Source organism: Burkholderia sp. BCC1985 (assembly GCF_905339915.1).
Lineage (GTDB): Bacteria > Pseudomonadota > Gammaproteobacteria > Burkholderiales > Burkholderiaceae > Burkholderia.
Genome location: NZ_CAJPGY010000004.1, coordinates 27,634 through 47,349, shown reverse-complemented (window position 1 = coordinate 47,349; position 19,716 = coordinate 27,634). Strand labels below are relative to the sequence as shown.

Annotated in this window: 24 protein-coding genes; 9 read left to right on the top strand and 15 right to left on the bottom strand. The window is 69.4% G+C overall.

Going from position 1 to position 19,716, the window contains the following annotated elements:
• Positions 1-49: 49 nt before the first annotated feature.
• The 5 genes from U4Z31_RS05020 to U4Z31_RS05000 all read right to left on the bottom strand — a co-directional run bounded on the left by U4Z31_RS05020 (position 50) and on the right by U4Z31_RS05000 (position 3,338).
• Positions 50-1,480 (bottom strand): RNA polymerase factor sigma-54, encoded by a 1,431-nt coding sequence (locus U4Z31_RS05020; RefSeq protein WP_321797447.1) that lies wholly within the window; start codon positions 1,478-1,480, stop codon positions 50-52.
• Between the two features lie 255 nt (positions 1,481-1,735).
• Positions 1,736-2,047, bottom strand: coding sequence for a hypothetical protein (locus U4Z31_RS05015; RefSeq protein WP_124485798.1), 312 nt, complete (start codon positions 2,045-2,047; stop codon positions 1,736-1,738).
• Between the two features lie 57 nt (positions 2,048-2,104).
• Positions 2,105-2,416, bottom strand: coding sequence for a hypothetical protein (locus tag U4Z31_RS05010; RefSeq protein WP_044843383.1), 312 nt, complete (start codon positions 2,414-2,416; stop codon positions 2,105-2,107).
• Positions 2,413-2,808, bottom strand: a complete 396-nt coding sequence (locus tag U4Z31_RS05005) for a hypothetical protein (RefSeq protein WP_321809621.1) — start codon at positions 2,806-2,808, stop codon at positions 2,413-2,415. The genes U4Z31_RS05010 and U4Z31_RS05005 overlap by 4 nt, the downstream gene beginning before the upstream one ends.
• 224 nt (positions 2,809-3,032) lie before the next feature.
• The gene (locus tag U4Z31_RS05000; RefSeq protein WP_044843382.1) at positions 3,033-3,338 is read right to left on the bottom strand and encodes a hypothetical protein; all 306 of its coding nucleotides are present in this window, start codon (positions 3,336-3,338) and stop codon (positions 3,033-3,035) included.
• Between the two features lie 183 nt (positions 3,339-3,521).
• On the opposite strand from U4Z31_RS05000, the gene U4Z31_RS04995 reads away from it, so the two are divergent.
• The 5 genes from U4Z31_RS04995 to U4Z31_RS04975 all read left to right on the top strand — a co-directional run bounded on the left by U4Z31_RS04995 (position 3,522) and on the right by U4Z31_RS04975 (position 7,310).
• Positions 3,522-3,773 carry a hypothetical protein gene (locus U4Z31_RS04995; protein ID WP_321809620.1) on the top strand — a complete coding sequence of 84 codons (252 nt, stop codon included), beginning with the start codon at positions 3,522-3,524 and terminating at the stop codon, positions 3,771-3,773.
• A gap of 121 nt (positions 3,774-3,894) precedes the next feature.
• Positions 3,895-4,326: a CBS domain-containing protein gene (locus tag U4Z31_RS04990; protein WP_044843380.1), complete on the top strand. Its 432-nt coding sequence runs from the start codon at positions 3,895-3,897 to the stop codon at positions 4,324-4,326.
• 91 nt (positions 4,327-4,417) lie between these two features.
• Positions 4,418-4,894 carry a PRC-barrel domain-containing protein gene (locus U4Z31_RS04985; protein ID WP_044843379.1) on the top strand — a complete coding sequence of 159 codons (477 nt, stop codon included), beginning with the start codon at positions 4,418-4,420 and terminating at the stop codon, positions 4,892-4,894.
• A 281-nt stretch (positions 4,895-5,175) separates the two neighbouring features.
• Positions 5,176-6,471, top strand: a complete 1,296-nt coding sequence (locus U4Z31_RS04980; protein ID WP_321797456.1) for an MFS transporter — start codon at positions 5,176-5,178, stop codon at positions 6,469-6,471.
• A gap of 56 nt (positions 6,472-6,527) precedes the next feature.
• Positions 6,528-7,310, top strand: coding sequence for a substrate-binding domain-containing protein (locus U4Z31_RS04975; protein ID WP_321809619.1), 783 nt, complete (start codon positions 6,528-6,530; stop codon positions 7,308-7,310).
• 24 nt (positions 7,311-7,334) lie between these two features.
• On the opposite strand, the gene dctA is transcribed toward U4Z31_RS04975, so the two are convergent.
• From dctA to U4Z31_RS04960, 3 genes are all read right to left on the bottom strand, one after another.
• On the bottom strand, positions 7,335-8,657 hold the full coding sequence (gene dctA, locus U4Z31_RS04970; protein WP_321809618.1) for a C4-dicarboxylate transporter DctA: 1,323 nt from the start codon (positions 8,655-8,657) through the stop codon (positions 7,335-7,337).
• On the bottom strand, positions 8,654-9,613 hold the full coding sequence (locus U4Z31_RS04965; RefSeq protein ID WP_321809617.1) for a LysR family transcriptional regulator: 960 nt from the start codon (positions 9,611-9,613) through the stop codon (positions 8,654-8,656). The genes dctA and U4Z31_RS04965 overlap by 4 nt, the downstream gene beginning before the upstream one ends.
• 89 nt (positions 9,614-9,702) lie before the next feature.
• Positions 9,703-10,596: a LysR family transcriptional regulator gene (locus U4Z31_RS04960; protein ID WP_321809616.1), complete on the bottom strand. Its 894-nt coding sequence runs from the start codon at positions 10,594-10,596 to the stop codon at positions 9,703-9,705.
• A 224-nt stretch (positions 10,597-10,820) separates the two neighbouring features.
• Between U4Z31_RS04960 and U4Z31_RS04955 the strand changes: the two genes are divergently transcribed.
• The 4 genes from U4Z31_RS04955 to U4Z31_RS04940 all read left to right on the top strand — a co-directional run bounded on the left by U4Z31_RS04955 (position 10,821) and on the right by U4Z31_RS04940 (position 14,632).
• Positions 10,821-11,081, top strand: a complete 261-nt coding sequence (locus tag U4Z31_RS04955) for a DUF4148 domain-containing protein (protein ID WP_124528742.1) — start codon at positions 10,821-10,823, stop codon at positions 11,079-11,081.
• Between the two features lie 42 nt (positions 11,082-11,123).
• Entirely contained in the window at positions 11,124-12,329 is a 1,206-nt protein-coding gene (locus U4Z31_RS04950; protein WP_321809615.1) for an MFS transporter, read from the top strand.
• Between the two features lie 324 nt (positions 12,330-12,653).
• Positions 12,654-13,313 carry a UdgX family uracil-DNA binding protein gene (locus U4Z31_RS04945; RefSeq protein WP_321809614.1) on the top strand — a complete coding sequence of 220 codons (660 nt, stop codon included), beginning with the start codon at positions 12,654-12,656 and terminating at the stop codon, positions 13,311-13,313.
• A complete protein-coding gene (locus tag U4Z31_RS04940) occupies positions 13,310-14,632 on the top strand; it encodes a divalent metal cation transporter (RefSeq protein ID WP_321809613.1) in 1,323 nt (440 codons plus the stop codon). Before U4Z31_RS04945 ends, U4Z31_RS04940 begins: the two co-directional genes overlap by 4 nt.
• 131 nt (positions 14,633-14,763) lie before the next feature.
• Here U4Z31_RS04940 and U4Z31_RS04935 read toward each other — a convergent pair whose 3' ends face one another.
• The 7 genes from U4Z31_RS04935 to U4Z31_RS04905 all read right to left on the bottom strand — a co-directional run bounded on the left by U4Z31_RS04935 (position 14,764) and on the right by U4Z31_RS04905 (position 19,517).
• Positions 14,764-15,375: a DUF892 family protein gene (locus U4Z31_RS04935; RefSeq protein WP_321809612.1), complete on the bottom strand. Its 612-nt coding sequence runs from the start codon at positions 15,373-15,375 to the stop codon at positions 14,764-14,766.
• Positions 15,376-15,434: 59 nt separating this feature from the next.
• Positions 15,435-16,049, bottom strand: coding sequence for a DUF4142 domain-containing protein (locus tag U4Z31_RS04930; RefSeq protein ID WP_124528750.1), 615 nt, complete (start codon positions 16,047-16,049; stop codon positions 15,435-15,437).
• A gap of 28 nt (positions 16,050-16,077) precedes the next feature.
• Positions 16,078-16,935, bottom strand: coding sequence for an SDR family oxidoreductase (locus tag U4Z31_RS04925; protein WP_321809611.1), 858 nt, complete (start codon positions 16,933-16,935; stop codon positions 16,078-16,080).
• A gap of 127 nt (positions 16,936-17,062) precedes the next feature.
• Positions 17,063-17,629, bottom strand: a complete 567-nt coding sequence (locus tag U4Z31_RS04920; protein ID WP_321809610.1) for a hypothetical protein — start codon at positions 17,627-17,629, stop codon at positions 17,063-17,065.
• 73 nt (positions 17,630-17,702) lie between these two features.
• Entirely contained in the window at positions 17,703-18,002 is a 300-nt protein-coding gene (locus U4Z31_RS04915) for a DUF2795 domain-containing protein (RefSeq protein WP_321809609.1), read from the bottom strand.
• 38 nt (positions 18,003-18,040) lie between these two features.
• Positions 18,041-19,069 (bottom strand): SDR family oxidoreductase, encoded by a 1,029-nt coding sequence (locus tag U4Z31_RS04910; RefSeq protein WP_044843365.1) that lies wholly within the window; start codon positions 19,067-19,069, stop codon positions 18,041-18,043.
• Between the two features lie 25 nt (positions 19,070-19,094).
• Positions 19,095-19,517, bottom strand: a complete 423-nt coding sequence (locus U4Z31_RS04905) for a BON domain-containing protein (protein ID WP_044843364.1) — start codon at positions 19,515-19,517, stop codon at positions 19,095-19,097.
• Positions 19,518-19,716: the final 199 nt, after the last annotated feature.

Sequence of the window (19,716 nt, the reverse complement as noted above, 5' to 3'; positions counted from 1 at the left end):
GACGTCCGTGTGGCTCACGGGCGGGCCGCGCGCGGTTCGGACGGTATCGTCATGCGGCGTCGCGCCGGCGCAGGTCGGCCGGCGGAATCTTCATCGCCTGGCGATACTTCGTGACGGTACGACGCGCAAGAAGGATGCCGCGGCCCGCGAGGTTCTGCGCGAGCGCGACGTCGGACAGCGGATCGTTATGGCGCTCGGCGGCGATCATGTCGCGGATCAGCACCTTCGCGGCGGACGCCGAGCACACGCCCTTGCCGGCCGCCTCAAGCTTGCGCGGGAAGAAATGCTTGAACTCGAACGTGCCGTGCGGCGTGGCCATGTACTTGTTGCCCGTCGCGCGCGAGACCGTCGATTCGTGCAGGTCGAGCTCCTCGGCGATGTCGCGCAGCACGAGCGGCTTCATCGCGATCTCGCCGTAGCGGAAGAAGTCGCGCTGCCGGGCGACGATGCATTCGCCGACCCGCTGGATCGTGTCGAAGCGCTTCTGCACGTTGCGGATCAGCCAGCGCGCTTCCTGCAGCTGCTGGCCCAGCGGCGAATCGCGCTCGCCGCTCGACTGCGCGAACAGCGTCGCGTAGCGCTCGTGCAGCCGCGCGCGCGGCAGCACGGCCGGGTTGATCGTCACGATCCATTCGTCGCGCACCTGGCGCACGATCACGTCGGGTATCACGTAGTCGCCGCGCGTGCTGCCGTAGTGATTGCCGGGGCGCGGATCGAGCGCGCGCACCAGCGCGCAGGCGGCCTGCATCGTCGCCTGGTTGCAGCCGAGGCGCCGCTGGATCTCCGCCGTCTCGCGGCGCGCGAGCCGTTCGAGATGGTCGCGCGCGATGGCCTTCGCTTCCGCGAGCGCCGGCGTGCCGGCCGGAATCGCGTTGAGCTGCAGCAGCAGGCATTCGGACAGCGAGCGCGCGGCGATGCCCGGCCGGTCCAGCATCTGCACAAGCCGCAGCGCGACCGTGAGATCCTGTTCCGACAGCAGCCGCGCCGGATCGGCCGCGACCAGCAGCTCGCCCAGCTCCTGACGCAGGTAGCCGTCCTCGTCGAGCGCGTCGATCACGATGCGCGCGGCCTCGCGGTCGCGCCGGTTCAGCGGATAGAGCCGCAATGCGTCGTGCAGCTGCTGGTGCAGCGACGGCTCGGCGGCCATCCACTCGCCGGGCGACTGGTCGCCCGCGTCGTCGGCCTGTCGCCCGGTGCCGCGCGTCGTCGGCGCGGCCGTGTACGACACGTCGCCGTCCGGCGGGCGCACTTCCTCGTGCTCGGGTGGCGGCTCGGGCGGTGCGGCTTCGGCCTCGGGCTCGGGCGCGTCGGCGACTTCTTCGTCGCCCTGCCCGTCTTCGAGAAACGGATTCGAGTCGAGCGCCTGTCGCAATTCCTGCTGGAATTCGAGCGAAGACAACTGCAGCAGGCGAAGCGACTGCTGAAGCCTCGGCGTGAGTGCCAGATGCTGTCGCATCTGGAGCGCAAGCGTGACGGACATCGATGCCCTCCTGACGGTGTGCGGAATGCGTTTATGCGAATCCATGCAGCTACCGTGCCAGGGAGGCGAAGCGCCGTCCGGCGGGGCTCTCGCGGGTTCGTACCCCGTCGGCCGCGGCCCCGGGCGCCCCCTTTTTTACAAGCGCCAGCAAGTTAGGGGGCACGGCATTCGCTCCGCGCGGATACGCCGTCGCCGTCGCGCGAATATGTCCTCGCAGGCAGTATCGTTGCGCGGCATCCGTGCAGGGCGCCGCGGTCAGTACTGCATCGGCGGCGGCGTGCCCGGCAGCGTTTGACCGCCCTGCACGCCGTTCGGCCCCGGCGGCGGCACGTCGACCGGCTCGCCGCCGGTCGCGCCCGGCGGCAGCGTGTTGTACGGCGACGGGCGCGTGTCGTAACGCGTATTCGCGTCCGGCATCGTCGTGGTCGGCGACGCGCCGTGGCCGTCCGGCGGCGCCGGCGGTGCGCCACGCGTGCCGTAGGGGCCCTGCGGTTGCGTGCATGCGCCCAGCGCGCACGCAGCGGCGAACGCACAGGCGCACACGCGTATCGTCTGGATCGGTTTCATCGGAACCTCCTCCGTGAAGTGCGGTGCGCGGCACCGGGCCGGCCGTGACGGCGCGGCTCAGAGCCGGTTGAAATGGAAATCGCCCGCATACGCGTTCGGTGCGCGACGGGCCATCATCGTGTCGAATTCGGCCGCGACGCGCATCAGTGCGCCCCGTTGCCGCTCGATACCGGCCTGCTCGAGCGCCGCGAACGCGTCGGCGTCGAAGGTCACGGTCAGCGACGCCGGATGACCGTCGACGCGAAAGCCGAAATGCAGCGCGCCGGCCGGCTGCTCCTCGGCATGGAACGGCATCGCGCGCGCCTCGAAATGACGGCCGAGCGTCTCGGCCACGTCGCGCAGCATGCCGGGTTTCACGCTGATGCTCATCGTGGGCTCTCCGTGGGTGGGATGGACGCAATCGGCGGCACGCCGGTCGGCGGCGCGTGAATCGGCGGCGCGTGAATCGGCGGCGCGTGAATCGGCGGCGCGTGAACGGGCCGCACAGGAATCGGCGGCACAAGAAACAGCAGCGCGTGAATCGGCCGCACAGGAATCGGCAGCCCGTGGTTCGGCCGCGCGTGAATCGGCGGTGCCCGCGTCGGCGGCTCGCGCTCCGGAGGCGGATGCCCGGGCGGGTCGCCTTCCGGATCCTGATAAGGCTCCGGCGTGCCGGGCGGCAGGTCATCCGGCGCGGGCGGCTCGGGGTCCGGTTCGACGTCGGGTATCGGCGGTTCGGGCCGGTGCAGCGACTGGGCGGGGTCTCGGTTCATCGGGGGCATTCGATCGTTGCGTCGTCCTCGCGGGGCCTGATCGATTGGCGCGGCGTGCGCCGCCCGATCGTCCACGAAAGGCAGGGCCGCAAGCTGCGTGCCGTCTGCGTGCCGGTGTGCACGCCGCCTCGCACGCCGCCTTTCCTCGCGCCGGCGCACGGCCGCGCGCGCCACCCCGCCGTACGCCGTGCCTTCGCTACACCGCGCGCTGCAATTCTTTCAAGGGCAGCGCGCTACGCGTCGTACGCGGCCATCACGAGCCACAGCTCGTGGTCGTCGTCGCGCACCCGCGCGGCGAGCGCATACGGATCGGCCGGCTCGCACGCGCGCTGCAGCGCGAACCGCGCCGGCTCGGTCGAGCCGAACGTCTCGTCGCCAAGCGGCCGCACGTCGGCCTTGCCTTCGAACATCCGGCGATCGGGCCGGTAGATCAGCGGCTCCTGTTTCCACGCGCTGAAATGGCTCTTCACCGACTCGAACCCGCCGCCGCATACGTTGATCTCATAGCGCACCCCTGGCCGCCGTTTGGGAATCGTCATCGTGCATCCCGCTTGATTTGCGTGTGTGTGCGGAGCATTGCACCGCGCGTTGTAGCCGGCATCCTGCGTCGTCGTCCTGCGTGATCATCCATCGAAGAAGCGGCAAGTCCCGTGCCGCGCGGTCGCGACAGGCACGGCCGTTGCGCGATCACCGCGTCATCGTCACCGCCTCGGAGCCCAGCCATGAAGGAATCGACCCGAACCGGCCGCGACGCGCCGCACCAACCGCAGCGCGATCCGTCGCCGCCGTTGAAGAACCAGGATCAAACGAAGACGCGCCACTCGGAGCGCCATATTGACAAGCAGCTCGAGGACACGTTCCCCGCGAGCGATCCGCCCGCGACCGGCGGCGTCACGCGCATCGAGCCCGACACGCCGCCGGGCACGCACGACGACGGCCCGTGGCAGGACCACGCCCGACGCCGCGACGAATGACGGCCGGCACTCGACGGACACCGCTGCCGAACGGCACGCCGCTTGCTGCCCCGCTTGTTGCCCCGCACGGCCCGGACTCGCCGACTCACACGGCCCGGATTCAACCCGCAAGGAGGACTTCATGCAACGCGTCAACGAAATCATGTCGCAGGACGTCGTGCGCATCGCGCCGACCGACTCGATCCGTCATGCGGCGCAATTGATGGAGCGCTATGACATCGGCGCGCTGCCCGTATGTGACAACAACCGGCTGATCGGCATGGTCACGGACCGCGATCTCGCGGTGCGCGCGATCTCGGCCGGCAAGCCGCCGGAAACGCGGATCCACGAAGTCGCGTCGGGTCCGATCGAATGGTGTTTCGAGGACGATTCGCTGGAAGAGATCCAGCACTACATGGCCGACGCGCAACTGCGCCGCCTGCCCGTCGTCGATCACGACAAGCGGCTCGTCGGCATGCTGTCGCTCGCGGACATCGCGACGCGCACGGCCGGCCCCGCACGCGACGACGTCGCGAACACGCTCGAAGGCGTGTCGCAACCGAAGCAGACGTGACGGGGCCATTCGCGCCCCGCCCCGACTACCCGCGCGACCCGCAGGGCCCATCCCGGGCACGGTCGCGCTCCACGCAGCCAGGAGGACAACCATGCAGACTCAAGGACAGACCCGCATCGTCGGCAAGGGGGCCGCAACCGCGGCCGGGCCCGGCCCGGACGTGATGGCAGCCGACACGCTGGAAGGCGACAAGGTCTATACGACCGATGGCGACGACGTCGGCAAGATCAAGGACATCATGCTCGATGTGCGCTCGGGCCGCGTCGCGTACGCCGTGCTGTCGAGCGGCGGCCTGCTCGGCATCGGCGACAAGCTGCTTGCGATTCCGTGGAGCGCGCTCACGCTCGATACCGAGCGCAAGTGTTTCCTGCTGTCGGTCTCATCCGAGCGAATCCGCAACGCGCCGGGCTTCGACAAGGATCACTGGCCGGCGATGGCCGACCCGCAATGGGCCGAGCCGCTGCACGAGTACTACGGCAGCACGCCGTACTGGAGCGCGGGCGACGAGCTCGGGCTGACCGATCCGACCGAGGACCTGAACGATCCGCGCGCGCGCGACCAGCATTGATCGCTCTCGATTTGCCGGTGTATTAGCCGACGTGCCCCGCGAAAGCGGGGCTTTTTTTGGCTTTGTGACGGAACGCCGGGCCGGCCCGGTGCTGTGAAGCCGGCGTCGCGGCCACCTGCCGGGGCGCGCGACAGTCGTGGCGCGCGCCGCCCGATTGATAACCAGACAACATCAATCCTTCCAAAATTCGCACTTAACGTTTCCCCGTCTCCGGGCGAACATTGCCAAAACGACAATCGGTCGCGCCCCGCGCCATTCCCGCATTCTCTGGAGACACCCTGATGCACCCCTCGCCCAGCCTTTCGACCGGACGTTCGAAGGCCGCCGCGGTATTCCGCGTGACGGCCGGCAACTTCCTCGAGCAGTTCGACTTCTTCCTGTTCGGCTTCTACGCGACGCAGATCGCCGCCGTGTTCTTTCCCACCGCGAACGAGTTCGCCTCGCTGATGATGACCTTCGCGGTCTTCGGCGCCGGCTTCCTGATGCGGCCGCTGGGCGCGATCGTGCTGGGCGCGTACATCGACGACGTCGGCCGCCGCAAGGGCCTGATCGTCACGCTCGCGATCATGGCGAGCGGCACCATCCTGATCGCGTTCGTCCCCGGTTATGCGACGATCGGCCTGCTCGCGCCCGCGCTCGTGCTGATCGGGCGACTGCTGCAGGGCTTTTCGGCAGGCGCGGAACTGGGCGGCGTGTCGGTCTACCTCGCCGAAATGGCCACGCCCGGCCGCAAGGGCTTCTTCACGAGCTGGCAGTCGGCCAGCCAGCAGGTCGCGATCGTCGTCGCGGCCGGCCTCGGCTTCGCGCTCAATCAATGGCTGAGCGCATCGGCGATCGCCGCGTGGGGATGGCGCGTGCCGTTCTTCGTCGGCTGCATGATCGTACCGTTCATCTTCATGCTGCGCCGCAACCTCGAGGAAACGCAGGAGTTCAAGGCGCGCCGGCACCGCCCGAGCATGAAGGAAGTGTTCGGCACGCTGGCGCACAACTGGGGTGTCGTGGTCGCCGGCATGATGCTGGTCGCGATGACGACCACGAGCTTCTACCTGATCACCGTCTACGCGCCGACGTTCGGCAAGACGGTCCTGCACCTGAGCACCGCCGACAGCCTGCTCGTCACGCTGTGCGTCGGCGTGTCGAACTTCGTGTGGCTGCCGATCGGCGGCGCGCTGTCCGATCGCATCGGCCGCCGGCCGCTGCTGGTCGGCATGACGGTCCTCGCGATCGCCACCGCGTACCCCGCGCTGTCGCTGCTCGCACATGCGCCGTCGTTCATCAACATGCTGCTCGTGCTGCTGTGGCTGTCGTTCATGTACGGGATCTACAACGGCGCGATGGTCGTCGCGCTGACGGAAGTGATGCCCGTCGAGGTGCGCGTGGCTGGCTTCTCGCTCGCCTACAGCCTCGCGACGGCCGTGTTCGGCGGCTTCACGCCCGCCATCTCCACGGCGCTGATTCACATGACCGGCGACAAGGCCGCACCCGGTTACTGGATGAGCCTCGCCGCGGTGTGCGCGCTGCTCGCGACGTTCGTACTCTATCGCCGCCATCCGGCGACGCTGACACCGGCGCACTGACGCCGCATTCCGAACCCCTGCCCCGACTTCGCACGACCCAGGCCACGACCACGACCATGAAGAATCTGCTCCTGAAACTGTGCGCGACCGCACTCGTCGCCACCTCCGCAATCGCCGCGAACGTGCAGGCCGCCGAGCTGCACGTGATGAGCTCGGGCGGCTTCACCGCCGCCTACAAGCGGCTCGGCCCGCAGTTCGCGGCCCGCACGGGCAACACGCTCGACACGGCGCTCGGCCCGTCGATGGGCAAGTCGCCCGAAGCGATTCCGAACCGGCTGGCGCGCGGCGAGCCGGCCGACGCGGTGATCATGGTCGGCTACGCGCTCGACGACCTGATCAAGCAAGGCAAGGTGATCCCCGGATCGCGCGTCGAGCTGGCCGATTCGCGGATCGGCATGGTCGTGCGCGACGGCGCGGCGAAACCCGACATCAGCTCGGCCGACGGCCTCAGGGAAGTGCTGCTGCATGCGAAGTCGATCGCCTACTCGGACAGCGCGAGCGGCGTCTACATCGAGCGGGAATTGTTCAAGAAGCTCGGCATCGAAGACCAGGTGAAATCGAAGGCGAAGATGATCCCGCGGATCCCGGTCGCCTCCGTGGTCGCGAACGGCGACTACGAAATCGGCTTTCAGCAGGTGAGCGAACTGCTGCCCGTGAAGGGCGCGACCTTCGTCGGCAAGATTCCCGAAGCGCTGCAGTCCGTCACGCGCTTCGCGGCCGGCATCCCGGTCGGCGCGCAGCATCCGGAGGAAGCGAAGGCGCTCCTCGACTATCTCGCGTCGCCCGACGTGCAGCCGGAAGTGAAATCGACCGGGCTGGATTCCGTCTCCGCGCATTGAGCGCGCAACCCGGGAAGGCGCGCGTCAGACCGCCTTCCCGTCGCGCCCGGCGCCGGCCCCGGCATCGTCGGCGCCATTCGGGCCTTCCGGCCCGGCCGCGTTCAGCACCCGCACGAGACGCGCACGATCGCACGCCCCTTCCCACGACGATACGAAGATCACCGCGCACGCATTGCTGATCACGCTCGTCAGCGCACGCGCCTCGGACATGAAGCGATCGATGCCGACCAGCAGCGCGACCCCCGCAACCGGCAGGTCGGGCATCACGGCAAGCGTCGCGACGAGCGCGACGAGCCCGCTGCCGGACACGCCGGCCGCGCCCTTCGACGTCAGCAGCATGACGGCCAGCATCGCCGCGATCTGCGGCGCGGACAGCGGCACGTCGCACGCCTGCGCAATGAACAATGCCGCGAGCGTCAGATAGATCGCGGTGCCGTCCAGGTTGAACGAGTAGCCGGCCGGCAGCACGAGCCCCACCACGCCCTTGTCGCAACCGAGCGACTCCAGCTTGACGATCAGCCGCGGCAATACCGGCTCCGTTGACGAGGTCGCGAGGACGATCAGCAGCTCCTCGCGCAGGTAGCGCAGCAGCCGCCACAACGCGAATCCGTGCAACCGCGCGAGCGGTGCGAGCACCAGCGCGACGAACAGCCCGCAGGCCACGTAGAACGACATCATCAGCCGCGCGAGCGAGCCGACCGAGCCGATGCCGAAGCGGCCCACCGTGAAGGCCATCGCGCCGAATGCGCCGAGCGGGGCGAGCCGCATGACCAGCGCGAGCACGCGAAACACGATCTGCGCGACGCCGTCGATCAGCGCCAGCACGGGCCGGCCCGCCTGCGGAGCCGCATTGAGCGAAAAGCCGAACAGCAGCGCCAGCAGCAGCACCGGCAGCACCTCGCCCTGCTGGAACGCGCCGAGCATCGTGTCCGGGATCACGCTCAACGCGAACTCGACCAAGCCGCGCGGCGGCGCATGCCGCGTATAGGGCGCAAGGACGCTCGCATCGAGATGGCGCACGTCCACGTGCATGCCGGCGCCCGGCTGCAGCACGAACGCGGCGACGAGCCCGAAGGCGAGCGCGGCGGCGGTCAGCAGATAGAACAGCACCAGCGCGCGGACGATCGTGCGACCTATGGCCGTTCCGTTCGCCAGCGACGTGATGCCCGACACGATCGTGCAGAACACGACCGGCGCGATCATCATCCGCACGAGGCCGACGAAGGCATCGCCGAGCGGCTTGAGCATTGCGCCCGCCGACGGCCAGAAATGGCCGACGCTCACGCCGAGCACCATCGCCAGCAGAACCTGCACGTAGAGCGAACGAAGCGGTCTTGCCAGCGTCACGATGCGGTCTTGCCCGATGTTCCGGCCGTATTCGCCGTACGCGTCACCTGTTTCGATCCATCGCCGCGCTTCGCATCGACGACCGCCTGGTGGAACGCTTCCGCGGCCGGTGTCAGCGGGCGTCCGCGCCGTTTCACGATGCCCACGCGGCGCTTGACCGCCGGCTCGACGAGCGGCACGCTCGTGAGCAGCGGATGGTCGTGCCCGGGCATCGCCATCGACGGTACCGCGGCGACGCCGAGCCCTGCCTCGACCAGCCCGAGCATGGTCGTCACGTGGCGCGTCTCGCACACGCTCGGCGCCCGCGGCGCGACGCTCGTCAGCGCCTGGTCGAGCAACAGGCGGTTGCCGGACGTCTTGTCCACCGACACGTACTCGTACTCGTAAAGCTCGTTCCAGGTCACGCGCTTCTTGCGCGCGAGCGGATGGTCGCGCCGGCACGCGGCGACGAACCGCTCCTGCAGCAGCAGCTTGAATTCGACCTCGGGCTCCTGGCTGCCCATGAAGCTCACGCCGAAATCGGCCTCGCCGCTGATGACGGCGCTCAGCACCTCGTTCGCGCTCGCGTCCAGCAGCTTGACCCGGATGCGCGGAAAGCGGCGGTGATAGCTCGCGATCACGTTCGGCAGAAAGTAGTAGGCGACCGACGGCACGCACGCGATCGTCACGTGACCGAGCCGGCTCGACGAAACGTCGCGGATGCCGAGCAGCGCGACGTCGAGATCGTCCAGCAACTGCTCGGCGCTCGGCGCGAACACGCGGCCGACGGTGGTCAGCGAGACGCTGCGCGTGGTGCGCTCGAACAGACGTACGCCGAGCGCTTCCTCCAGTTTGTCGATCCGGCGGCTCAACGCGGGCTGCGAAATGCTGATCGCCTCGGCGGCCTTCCGGAAGCTGCCCAGCTCCACCACCGCGCGAAACGCCTGCAAATCGGTCAAATCGAAGTTGATTCCCACGGGCCGTGTCTCCGCATCTCGAATGCCCGGTATTTTGCATGATTCGGGCAGGCACACCCAGCCCGGAGATGCCCGGCGGCGCCGCCCCGCTACGCGCGATGCCGCAACGCATCGATCACGATCGAAAACGCGCGCGACGCCTGGCGGCGGCTCGGGTAGTACGCGTGATAGCCGGGAAAGACCGGGCACCAGTCCGGCATCACGATGCGCAGCCTGCCGGCGTGCACGTGGTCGAGCACGATGTCCTCGGTGACGAACGCGATGCCGAATCCGTCGAGCGCCGCCTGCAGCATCTGCGGCTGCGTGTTGCAGGTGATCCGCCCGTTCACGCGCGCCTGGATCTCGTTCCTGCCCTTCTTCAGCTCCCATGCATAGATGCCCTTCGCGGTCGCGAGCCGCAGCGTCACGCAATCGTGATCGAGCAGGTCCTGCGGCGTCTTCGGCGGCTTGCGGCCGTCGAGATAGGCCGGCGACGCAACCATCGCCATCCGGATGTCCGGGCTGATGCGCACCGCGATCATGTCCTTCGCTACCTGGTTGCCGTAGCGCACGCCGATGTCGTAGCGCTCCTCGACGATGTTCGACAGCCCGTAGTCGACCGAGAACTCGACGCGGATGTCGGGGTAGTCGGGCAGCACCTTCCTGAGCTTCGGCCAGATGATCGTGTCGATCGGATGCTCGGTGGCCGTGATCCGCACGACGCCGGCCGGCTTGTCGCGGAAATCGGCCACGGCGGCGAGCTTCGTTTCGATCTCGTCGATGCGCGGTGCGACGGTCCGGAACAGTTCCTCGCCCGCGTCGGTCGTCGACACGCTGCGCGTCGTGCGCGTCAGCAGCCGCACGCCGAGCCGCGCTTCGAAATCGCGCACCGTCTGGCTCAGCGCCGATTGCGACACACCGAGGCGCGCCGCCGCGCGCGTGAAGCTCCGGTCGCGCGCCACCGCCAGAAACGCCAGCAGATCGTTGAGGTTTTCGCGCGGCATGTCGGGCAGCTCCTGTCGAAACGGACGCCCATCCTAGCACCGACGCCGCCGCGCGCCACCCGGTACGGCTTCCGTCTATTCATTAGCCTGACTTATAAGTCCAAGCGCAGTGCGCTACTTAATCGATCGATCGTGGGTCGATAGACTGCGAAGCCTTCGGGTCCCCGTGCGGCCGTAGCCGACTTTTGGGGATCTCCCCTGCATTCCTTTCCGGAGTCCGTCTCGTGAAATCCGCTCTTCGCCTTCTCGTCGCCGCACTTGCCGTGTCCGGCCCGTGGTTCGCCCATGCGCAGGGCCTGACGCGCGAGCAGGTGCGCGAGGACATGATTCGCTACGAAGCCGCCGGCTTCAATCCGGCACGCGCGAATCCTCGCACGTGGGTGGACGATGCTCAGGCCGCGTCCGTACGCGTCATGGCCGCGCACGATGCCGGCGCCCGCACGCACCTGGCCGATCGCGGCGCGGCCGCCGCGCGCTGCGACTGACCGACGCCGCCCCTTTCGCCCACGATCCGCACCGCTTCGACGATGCAAGCCGTTGCCACTTCCGACCGGCGCCCCGCGCCCGTTCAAACCGCCGCATGGGGCGCCGTCCTCGCGATGGCGCTCGGCGCGTTCGCGCTCGTCGCGTCCGAATTCATGCCGGTCAGCCTGCTGACGCCGATCGCCACCGACCTGCACGTCAGCGAAGGCCAGGCGGGCCAGGCCATTTCCGTGTCCGGCGCCTTCGCGCTCGTGACGAGCCTGTTCATCGCGTCGCTGGCCGGACGGCGCGATCGCAAGCGGCTGCTGCTCGTGCTGACGCTGCTGACGATCGTCTCCGGCACGATCGTTGCGTTCGCACCGAATTACGTTGCCTTCATCGCGGGGCGCGCACTGATCGGTGTTGCGATCGGCGGGTTCTGGTCGATGTCGGCCGCGACCGCGATGCGGCTGGTGCCCGATGGCGAGGTGCCGCGCGCGCTGGCGATCGTGAACGGCGGCAACGCGCTCGCGACCGTCGTCGCGGCGCCGCTCGGCAGCTTTCTCGGCGGCATCGTCGGCTGGCGCTGGGCATTCTTCTGCGTCGTGCCGGTCGCGGCGCTCGCGTTCGGCTGGAAACTCGTCAGCCTGCCGCCGATGAAAGCCGCATCGCACGCGGCGCCGGCCAATGCGCTCGCGCTGCTCGGCCGCGTGCCGGTCGCGCTCGGCATGGCGGCCGTCAGCCTGCTGTTCATGGGACAGTTCGCGCTGTTCACGTACCTGCGGCCGTTCCTCGAAACGGTGACCCACGTCGGCAATGCCACGCTGTCGCTGATGCTGCTCGCGATCGGCGTGGCCGGGGTCGCGGGGACGATCCTGATCGATGCGTGCCTGAAGAACGGGCTGTACCGCACGCTCGGCGTCATCCCGCTGCTGATGGCCGCGATCGCCGTCGCGCTCGTGTGGTGCGGCGCGTCGACCGCCGCCACCGCGGGCCTGCTTGCCCTGTGGGGACTGACCGGCACGGCCGCGCCCGTCGGCTGGTGGACCTGGCTCGCGCGCACGCTGCCGCATGACGCGGAAGCCGGCGGCGGGCTGATGGTCGCGGTCGTGCAGCTCGCGATCGCGCTCGGCGCGACGACGGGCGGCCTGCTGTACGACCTGCACGGCTATTGCGCGACCTTCGCGATGAGTGCGGCGCTGCTCGTTTGCGCCGGCGTGGCGGCGTTCGCGGCGGGACGCGCCGCCGCGGCGCGCACGGCAGGTGGCTGAGCACCGCACGACGCCGCTCTAGGCCGCTCCGGGCCGCTCGATGCCGTTTTGCAAGTCGTACCGTGCAAGGCGGCTGGAGCATCGCCGGGGCTGCTTGCATCCCCTGTCCCCCGCCATCACCGCATGCGGCCCCAACCCACGACGCGTCCATCGCGACCGAACGCGGCATGCCGGTTGCTGCATGTCGTCGATATCGTCGATACGGGAGCCGCCGATGCACACACTGCCGATGTTCCGCCCCGGCAACGCCTTCGATCGGCCTGTCGCGCGCGCCCGAGCATGCCGCTTCGCGCGCGCGGCGTCGGCCTGCACCGGAGGACTGGCATGAAGCGCGACGCGAGCACGAAACCGGCGGCGGTCCCGGCCGCCGCCGACACACCGGCCACGCTCGACGCCTGCCGCCGCTGCGCATTGTGGGAACATGCGACGCAGCCGGTGCCCGGCGCCGGGCCTGTCGACGCGCGCATCATGCTGGTCGGCGAACAGCCGGGCGACCAGGAGGACCGCGCGGGCATTCCGTTCGTCGGCGCCGCCGGCCGCATGCTCGACCGCGCGCTCGACGAGGCCGGCATCGCGCGCACGAGCGTCTACCTGACCAACGCGGTCAAGCACTTCAAATGGGAACCGCGCGGCAAGCGGCGGCTGCACAAGACGCCCGCGCAGCGCGAGGTCGCCGCCTGCCGCTACTGGCTCGAACGCGAGCTCGACGCGGTGAGCCCGCGCGTGATCGTCGCGCTCGGCGCGACGGCGCTGCGCGCGGTGCTGCAGGACAACGACGCGACGCTGGAGCGTACGCACAAGCCGGTGCGCTCGCCGGACGGTTGTCTCGTCGTCGCGACCTATCACCCGTCCTACGTGCTGCGCACACGCGGCGCCGATTCGCGCGAGCATGCGTACCGGACGCTCGTCGACGCGCTGCGCACCGCGTCGCGCCTCGCGCGCGGCAACGGCGGCGCGCACGAGGCATCCGGAGACGCCGAATGAGCAACCTGCGCGGCGGCGCGTCGCGCGACACCCCGGCCGCCACAACCGACCCGGCCGCCACCACCGCCGCGAAGCCCTGGTACCGTCGGCTCGGCCCCGGCTTGCTCGCGGGCGCGTCCGACGCCGATCCGAGCAACGTCGCCGTCTATGCGCAGGCCGGCAGCCAGTTCGGCTTCCACATGCTGTGGATGATCGTGATCACGCTGCCGATGATGGTGGCCGTGCAGCTTGCGGCGGCATTCATCGGACGCGCCAACCGCGAAGGCCTCGTGGCCGGCATCCGCGAGCAGTTCTCCAGCCGCCTCGCCAAGGCCCTGATCGTCATGGTGGTGATCGTCAACGTCGTGAACGTCGGCGCCGACCTCGCCGCGATGGGTGATGCGACCGCGCTCGTCGCCGGCGGCCGCAGCTACTGGTATGCGCCCGTCTACGGCATCGCGTCGCTCGCGCTGCAGGTGCTGCTGTCCTACGAACGCTACGCGCGCTGGCTCAAATGGATGACGTTCGGCCTGCTCGCCTACGTGCTCGAACTCGGTTTCGTGCACATCGATTGGCGCGGCCTGCTGCACGCGATCGTCCTGCCGCACATCGCGTTCACGCACGACTATGCGACCACGGCGGTCGCGGTGCTCGGCACGACGCTGAGCCCGTACCTGTTCGTATGGCAGGCCGCGCTCGAGGTCGAGGAAACCCAGGTCGAGCGCCGCAACGGCGACACCGCGTGCACGCCCGGCGCGCGCCGTGAAACCGGACGGCGCATCACGTTCGACACCTGGACCGGGATGATCGTCACCAACGCGGTGTCGTTCTGCATCATGGTGATCGGCGCGGCGGTGTTCTTCTCGCACGGCAAGCACGACATCGGCTCCACCGCGCAGGCTGCCGAGGCGCTGCGCCCGATCGCCGGCGAGGCGGCATTCGTCGTGTTCGCGTTCGGCATCGTCGGCTGCGGGCTGCTCGCGATCCCCGCGTTCGCGGGCAGCGCCGCATATGGTTGCGCGGAGGCGTGGCGGTTCCGCGAAGGGCTGAACGAGCCGGTGCGGCGCGCACCCGCGTTCTATGCGGTACTGGCCGGCTGCGTGATCGTCGGCATCGCGATCTGCTTCAGCCCGGTCGATCCGATCAAGGCGTTGTACTGGAGCGCGGTGCTCAACGGCGTCGCGGCGGTGCCGATGCTGGTGCTCGTGATGCTGCTGTCGCAGCGGCGCGATGCGGCCGGCCAGCCGGGCAGCGGCATCGCGTCGAAGGTGTTCGGGTGGCTGGCGGTCACGCTGATGGCGGCATCGGTGGTCGTGATGGCCGCGGACATGCTGAGCTGATCAGGGAGGCATGGTTGCGCCTGCAACCGTTCAGGCGTGACGGACGGCGTGGAAAGCGAACGACCCTGACGATCGGGTGACAACCGGGCACGCCGCGCGAGCGGCGTCGCCCGGCTGCCCGACCGGCAGCGTCACATCATCTTGCCGCGCGACTTTTCGGCCCGCGCCGCATCGGCCGCCGACTCGACCTTCTTCACTTCCTCCGGCGGCGGCAGCACCGCCTTGAAGCCCATCGAGTCGATCCACATCTCGCGCGCCCAGCCGCGGGTGTGATACAGGTGATGGTCCTCGTCCGCCTCCACCTCGTCGTGCGCGGCCTTCAGCGCCTTCGCCGCGTCGCTATCGCGCAACTGGTCGGCCGCATAGCCGATCAGCTCCCAGTTCAGGTGGTCCTTCGTCTCGGCGAGCACCACGCACTCGGCCGCGACGATCTGCGCGACCGCCGGGTCGGCCTGCTTCTTCGCCTGCTCGATCACCTGGACGAGCGACTTGCCGGTCGCCGCCACGGCGGCGCGCCCCGGCGACTGCGTATCCGGATCGAGGCCGAGCGTGTCGAATACCTTGCGCAGCACTTCCTGGTGATGCATCGTTTCGCGGTGGTACTTCTCCCATTCCTTGTGCAGGTCCTCGTCGGTCGCACACTTGAGCGCGGCCTCGTAGATCTTCGCGCCGCCGAGCTCGGTTTCGTATGCCTGGCACAGCAACGCCAGGATGCCTTCGTGCTTCGATTGCCGTTGGCCCATGACTGCTTCTCCGAAAAAACGGGCCGCCCGCGCGGCCCTAGGGTTGAACCGGGCACGCGTTACTGCGCGCCCACCTTGCGCTGGAGTGCTTCCGCCATGCTCAGGTGATGCCTGAGCGTCGGCAGCGCGGCGGTCGCGAACGCCCGCAGCTGCGCGTCCTGGCCGCCGCGCGCCTCGTCTTCGAACAGCGCGACCGCCTTCTTGTGCGCGTCCGGGCCGGCCGCGGCCACATACGCCGTGTCGAAGTCGTGTCCGCTCTTGCCGCGCAGCGCCTCGACGTCCGGGTCGTGGATCTGCTCGACCTGCGGCTTCATGCCCGCGCGCGCGGCGACCTCGTCGAGCTTCGCGTTCGCCTTGCCGTGGTCGGCCACCATGCGTTGCGCGAACGCGCGCACGTCCGGCGACTGCGCCTGCTTCAACGCGAGCTGGCTCGCCTGCACTTCGGCCTTGCCGGCCAGCGCGGCCTTGTCGACGAATTCCGCATCGCCGCGCTGCGGCGCCTTCGCGATGCCCGGATCGCCCGCGCCGGCGGCGCCCGACGACGGGTTGATCACGCCGCCCGGCACATGCGAATTCGACGCGGGCGGCTCGCTCGGCGCCTGTGCCTGCGCGAGCCCCGCCATGGCGAGTACGCCCGCGGCGAGCGCCGCGATCGTCCAGTTGGGTTGTTTCATGCGCTTTCTCCTGGTGTGGCGGGCATCGTCACCCGCCGACGATCGAGCCGCCGTTCGGATGCAAGGTCTGTCCCGTCATGTAGCTCGCGCCGTCCGACGCGAGCAGCACATAGCAGCCGATCAGCTCGTCCGGTTGCCCCGGCCGCTTGAGCGGCACGTTCGAGCCGAACGTCGCGACCTGTTCGGCGGTGAAGGTCGACGGGATCAGCGGCGTCCAGATCGGCCCCGGCGCGACGGCGTTAACGCGAATGTCGCGCTCGGCCAGCTCGATCGACAGCGAACGCGTGAACGCGACGATCGCGCCCTTGGTCGCCGAGTAGTCGGGCAGCTTCGGGCTGCCGTGATACGCGGTCACCGACGCGGTGTTGACGATGCGCCCGCCCGCTTTCATGTGCGGCAGCGCGGCCTGCGTGCAGAAAAACATGCCGTACACGTTCGTGCGGAACGTGCGCTCGAGCTGCTCCTCGGTCACGTCCTCGATGCCCGGCTGCGGATGCTGTTCGCCCGCGTTGTTGACCAGCACGTCGAGGCGCCCCAGCCGCTCGACCGTGCGCGCGACGGCGTCGCGCGCCTGCCGGCGGTCGCCGATGTCGCATGCGATGGCCTCGCAGCGCCGCCCCGCCTGCTCGATCAGGCGCTTCGTGTGCGCGGCATCGTCCGATTCGTTCAGGTAGACGATCGCGACGTCCGCGCCCTCCTTCGCGAAACCGATCGCGACCGCGCGGCCGATCCCGCTGTCGCCGCCCGTCACGAGCGCGACCTTGCCGGCGAGCCTGCCGCTGCCGACGTAGTCGGCCGCCTCGTCGCGCGGCTTCGGATGCATGTCCCGCTCGGTGCCCGGCTGCCGGGCCTGTTCCTGGGGTGGCAGGGTCTTTGCCGTCGTCATGGGTTCCTCCTTGAACGGGTGTCGGCGAGACGTCGCAAGCGGCATGCCGCGCGGCGGCCCGGCCCGATGCACGCGCGATGCCCGCACGCCGCACGCCGCGTTGCAAGCGCGTGCAGAAACGGCATGCTCAGCGCGGCGTGCCCTGCGTGGTGCCGTCCGGCCGGCGCACCGGATCGAAGTCGCGCCATTCGCCGTCCTGCCAGTCGCCTTCGACACGTTCGATCGCTTGCGCGCCGGTCGCACGCAGCACGTCTTCCGCGGTGGCCGCGGTCGTCGACGTCACGCGCGCGGCCAGGATCACGCCGGTTTCGGTCTTCGCGAGCGCGCCCTTGCCTTCGGCCTGCTCGCCGCGCATCCGGCCGAGCGCGCCGCCAAACGCACCGAGATAGGCACCGGCGAGCGCACCGGCGGCCGGCACGAACCAGTAGCGCACGCCGAACGCATAGACGATCAGCCCGGCGATCGCGCCGAGCAGCAGCCCGCGCAGCGCGCCGACCAGCGCGCCGCGCCCGCCGGGCTTCGCGGCCGTATCGGCATACACGTCGCCGCCGATCGGGAAGCGCGCGTGCTGGCCGCCCGGGTTCAGGAAGAAGATCGACACGTCGTCCGGGCCGAACTCGCGCTCGTAAAGGTGGCGCGCCCCACCTTCCGCTTCATCGAACGTCGTGAAGCGGCCTGCGACGATCATCGCCATGGTCGTGCTCCTCGTGGCCGTAAGGTGCCGCGCACGCGAGCGCGAGCGCGGGCGCGACGCGACGCGGGTGCGCTCACATCAGCCGCCCGAGTTCCTTGGATACCGATGCCGGCGTGCCGTATTCCCGATCGGGGATCTGCCTGAGCATGTCGAGTACGCGCGGGTCGGCGTGCGAGCGCTCCGCGCACTCGACCACCTTCGCCTTGCTCGCCGGATAGTCCATCCCCTTCAGCGCCTTCTGCACGTCGACCGGGCTCGGCGCCTTGCCGTGCCCGCTCTGGTGGCCGCCCTTGTCGTGATCCTGCTGCTCGCGCTCGCCTTCATGCGCGCGCGCGTGGCTGTATTCGTGGCCCGTATGTTGTCGGGATGACATGGAAACCTCCTTCGATTGAAAAACGGAAAGGCACGCCATTACGTCGGGCTGCGCCGCGACCGCGCGAACGCGGCCACCATCAGCGCCGCCGCGCCCAGCGCGACCGCGCCCGCGACCTTCGGCCGCTGCACCACCGCGTTGTATGCGCAAGCGCGCAGCACGGGCCCGTCCATTCCTTCGCGCTCGTGCAGCGCATGGCGGGACTCGTACAGCGCGTTGTCGTCGCGCGGTCGCGCGGGGCGCACCGTGCGCTGGCCGCGCGAGAACAGCGTGGCCGCGATGCGATCGAACAGGCGCGGCGCGTGATACGCGCCGGCCGACGTGAGCTTCGCGGCACCGCCGACGAACAGCGCGCGGCGCGGGTGCGCCGCCGCGAACAGGATCGCGTCGGCGACGAGCTCCGGGTCGTAGATCGGCGGCGGCAGCCTCGCCTCGACGTTCATGTAGTTCTTCGCGTGCATCACGAACATCGTGTCGATCGCGGCCGGCTTGATCAGCGTGACGGACACCGGCAGGCGATCGGACTCGAGCTCGAGACGCAGCGAATCGGTGAAACCCTTCACCGCGTGCTTCGATGCCGCATACGCGCTCTGCAGCGGCACCGGCGCGTCGGACGCTTCGCTGCCCATGTTGATGATCGCGCCGCCGTGGAAATCGCTCTTGCGCCGGAAATGGTCCGACGCGACGAGCGAGCCGTGCACGACACCCCAGTAGTTGGTGTCGAACAGCCGGCGCTGATCCTCGAGCGGCACCGCCGCCGCCGTGCCGAAGATCGACACGCCCGCGTTGTTGACCCAGGTGTCGAAGCCGCCATAGGTATCGGCCGCCGTCGCAGCCGCGCGCTGCAGGTCCTCGAGAATGCCGACGTCGCCGGCGACCGGCACCGCGAGGCCGCCGTGCTGGCGGATTTCGTCGCACAGCGTGTTCAGCGCGTCCGCGTTGCGCGCGAACAGCACCAGCTTCGCCCCGCGCCGTGCCGCCTTGCGCGCGGTGACGAGGCCGATGCCGCTGGTGGCGCCCGTGATCACGATCGTCTGCTCGCCGACCGGTTTGAGCATGCAGTTCATCACTGGACTCCTTCTGCGGGGCCGGTTATTTCGGGCGGATGGTCAGCTGGTCGCGCACGTCCTGCACGCCGTCGATCTGCCTGACGACACCGACGGCCTGCGTGCGCTGCTGCTCGTCCGGCACGCTGCCGGTCAGCATCACGACGCCGTGACGCGTCTTCACGTGAATGTCGCCGGCCGACAGGCCGCTCGTGCCGACCAGCTCGGCCTTCGCCTTGGTCGTGATGGTCGCGTCGCGGATCTTCGTGCCGGTGCTCGAATGCGTCATCGACGACGATGACGATGACGACATGGATGACGATGCCGAGCCGTCGTCTCCGGCGGCGAACACGTTCGGCGCGACGGCGATACAGGCGGTGGCCGCGGCGATCGCGACCGCCATGCCGAGACGGCTGGCGGGATGACGGCGGAATCGCGGTGCGCGGGCTTGCAGCGGGAATACCTTCATCGTGACCTCCTATCGTGAGGCCGGCGTGGCCGGCGGACGTCCGGGTGTCGCAAATCGCGTGCCGCGCGCAACCGGCCGAATCCACGCGCGGCCCGCCGATCGGACGCCCTTTCATCCAACCCGTTGTAATTTTTTCGGCACCTGGGCCGGGCGTGCCGCCCGCAAAGTGACGGGCATGGCGATTGCCGCAGAGGGACGC